4 protein-coding genes and 1 pseudogene are annotated in these 2,645 nt (G+C 49.9%); 4 read left to right on the plus strand and 1 reads right to left on the minus strand.

Annotated features, from left to right (window positions below):
- Window position 1 precedes the first annotated feature (1 nt).
- The 4 genes and pseudogenes from ABYT30_RS18195 to ABYT30_RS18210 all read left to right on the plus strand — a co-directional run.
- Window positions 2–1,090, plus strand: a complete 1,089-nt coding sequence (locus ABYT30_RS18195) for a D-alanyl-D-alanine carboxypeptidase family protein (protein ID WP_373097919.1) — start codon at window positions 2–4, stop codon at window positions 1,088–1,090.
- Window positions 1,091–1,155: 65 nt separating this feature from the next.
- The gene (locus ABYT30_RS18200) at window positions 1,156–1,422 is read left to right on the plus strand and encodes a YbeD family protein (protein ID WP_373097921.1); all 267 of its coding nucleotides are present in this window, start codon (window positions 1,156–1,158) and stop codon (window positions 1,420–1,422) included.
- Window positions 1,422–2,105 carry a lipoyl(octanoyl) transferase LipB gene (lipB, locus tag ABYT30_RS18205; RefSeq protein WP_373097923.1) on the plus strand — a complete coding sequence of 228 codons (684 nt, stop codon included), beginning with the start codon at window positions 1,422–1,424 and terminating at the stop codon, window positions 2,103–2,105. The genes ABYT30_RS18200 and lipB overlap by 1 nt, the downstream gene beginning before the upstream one ends.
- Window positions 2,106–2,153: 48 nt before the next feature.
- A pseudogene (locus ABYT30_RS18210) lies at window positions 2,154–2,384 on the plus strand (lipoyl synthase); the annotation flags it as partial.
- On the opposite strand, the gene ABYT30_RS18215 reads toward ABYT30_RS18210, so the two are convergent.
- Window positions 2,313–2,645: hypothetical protein (locus ABYT30_RS18215; protein ID WP_373097924.1), on the minus strand; the 333-nt coding region annotated here is incomplete at its 5' end. The pseudogene ABYT30_RS18210 and the gene ABYT30_RS18215 overlap by 72 nt on opposite strands.

Consider the following 2,645-nt stretch of genomic DNA (forward strand, 5'->3'; position numbering starts at 1 on the left):
TATTCCTGCAGCCCCGAGTGTGGCGGCATCCGCGTACTTACTGATGGACGCGAATAGTGGTCAAGTGTTGATTGAGCACAATGCCGATCAGCGTATACCGCCTGCCAGTTTAACCAAGTTGATGACCAGCTATGTATTATCTTATGAGCTGGAGCGCGGTGAAGTCAGTAACGACGATATGGTTACCATCAGTAAAAATGCGTGGGCACAAAACCCGATATTCAACGGTTCATCGCTGATGTGGATTGAAGTCGGCAAGCAAGTTGCCTTGCATGATTTACACAAAGGGGTGGTGATCTCTTCTGGTAACGACGCCAGCGTCGCGGTGGCCGAACACGTTGCCGGTAGTGAAGATGCCTTTGCTGGCATTATGAATCAGCACGCTGGCATGCTGGGAATGTCTAATAGCCATTTCGTGAATTCCCACGGTCTACCGGACCCAGACCACTATACCTCGGCACGGGATTTGGCGTTACTAGCCAAGGCGATTATCGGTTTTCCCAGAGAATATGCGCTGTATAGCGAACGGGAATTTATCTACAACGGCATACGCCAAAGCAACCGCAATGGTTTGCTGTGGAGCGACCCCAGTGTTGATGGCTTAAAAACCGGCCATACCACTGAAGCGGGCTACTGCTTAGTGACCTCAGCCAAACGCGATGGCATGCGCTTGATTTCGGTTGTGATGGGCGCTAGCGGCGAGCGTGCGCGAGAGCGTGAAACCCAAAAGCTGCTGTCTTACGGTTTCCGCTATTTCGAAACGCATCATCTCTACGCGGCAGGTAGTGAATTAACCCGCAGTAAAGTCTGGAAAGGTGATAGCGATACTGTCGTACTTGGCGTGCAGAAAGACGTCTATATGACCATTCCTCGTGGTAAAAGCGAAGCGCTAGATGCCCAGTTAATTGTTGACGACGTCCTGACAGCGCCAATTGCCGCCGACGAAGAGTACGGTGAACTTGTTGTGAGCTTAGATGGCGCTGAAAAAGTAAGGGTACCTTTGGTGGCCCTAGAGGCTGTTGAGGAGGGCGGTATATTCAAACGCCTGTGGGACAGTATTGTGCTGTTTTTCTTGAATTTGGTTTCATAACACGCGCTATTAATAGCCCGCCATTAAATGAGTAGAGCGCCGCGACACACGGCGCGGATGGTCTTATGAGTGAGAAAACCCCTTTATTAGAGTTTCCCTGTCTCTACCCAATCAAAGTGATTGGCAATGGTGATGCCAATTTACGGGAGCGGGTCGTTGAAATAATGCGACTTCACGCGGGTGAATTTGACGAGACAGCGATTACCGAGCGCGCCAGTAGCGAAGGGCGTTTTGTGTCCGTCACCGTTACGATTACTGCAACTGGCAAGCCTCAGCTGGACAATATATTCACTGACTTAAAAGCGACTGGCATCGTTAAAATGGTGTTGTGATGAGTCGTCCTGACGTAATTTATGTGCGTAAGCTTGGTCGTCAGTCTTATGAGCCGGTGTGGCGCGCCATGCAGGAATATACCGATAAACGGGATGAAAATAGTCCGGATGAACTTTGGTTTCTAGAGCATGACGCGGTATTTACTCAGGGGCAGGCTGGTAAGGCAGAGCATTTACTCATGCCCGGTGATATTCCGGTGGTGCAGGTTGATCGCGGTGGGCAGGTGACCTACCACGGGCCGGGCCAGCTGGTTGGCTATGTGCTAATAGATTTACGACGTCTAGGTATTGGTATTCGCGACTTAGTGACGGCGATTGAAAATAGTATTGTTAATGTATTAGCTCAGCTTGGAATTGCCGCACATCCTCGAGCGGATGCGCCGGGTGTGTACGTCGAGAGCGGCGCCAAGATCGCTCAGCTCGGATTGCGGGTACGAAGGGGCTGCACCTTTCACGGCTTGAGTTTGAACATTGATATGGACTTGAGCGTGTTTTCGCGCATCAATCCCTGCGGTCACCAAGGTATGGAAGTGACCGATATTCGTCGTCAACGTGATACTGCGTCACCGACACAGACTGAACTTGTTCAAGCTTTGAGCGCAGAATTAGCTGGACTGCTGAGCTACCCAGAATGGCGAGAAGCGGGCGAACACGCGTTGCCAGAGACCTTGGGCGAAGTATAAAAACCGCAACTGATTAATTGGCTGTTAAAATGCTACCTAAATCTGCCGCGTGACGCCGGCGCCGAGTATTTTGCGGAGTGTATTGGTGAAACCCGCGAATGCAGTCCAAAAATTCGTATTGAGATATTAGTGCCGGTCTTCCGTGGCCGCATGGACGTCGCACTGGATATCTTGGAGAAAGATACGCCAGATGTGTTCAATCATAATTTAGAATCGGTGCCCAGCCTGTATAAGAAAATTCGGCCGGGATCCGATTGCCAATGGTCCTTGGATCTGCTTTAAAAAATACAAGGAGCGTCGCCAGCGGGCCAATGGTGCGTTCGCCATATCGCGCTGACCAGCAGGTTGATATGAGCATTCTGAAAGCCATATAACGCTCAGGCGAGCAAACTGAGTTAGCTTTCGGTTTGCTTGCGGGTGTTTTTTTACAAAGCTTAGTGCAAATAAGGATATTTCACTGATGAAAAGCAAAACGATTTCAAGCTTACTCCTTCTGTTTATTTCCTTGTTAATCATTCTTTTTGCGGTCCCGAGTTTACA

The sequence above is a fragment of the Zhongshania sp. genome, from assembly GCF_041623545.1.
In the GTDB taxonomy this organism is placed as follows: Bacteria; Pseudomonadota; Gammaproteobacteria; order Pseudomonadales; family Spongiibacteraceae; genus Spongiibacter.

Coding starts and splice junctions, on each gene's coding strand:
- lipB (WP_373097923.1), top strand. CDS start 1,422: ATGAGTCGTCCTGACGTAATTTATGTGCGTAAGCTTGGTCGTCAGTCT.
- ABYT30_RS18200 (WP_373097921.1), top strand. CDS start 1,156: ATGAGTGAGAAAACCCCTTTATTAGAGTTTCCCTGTCTCTACCCAATC.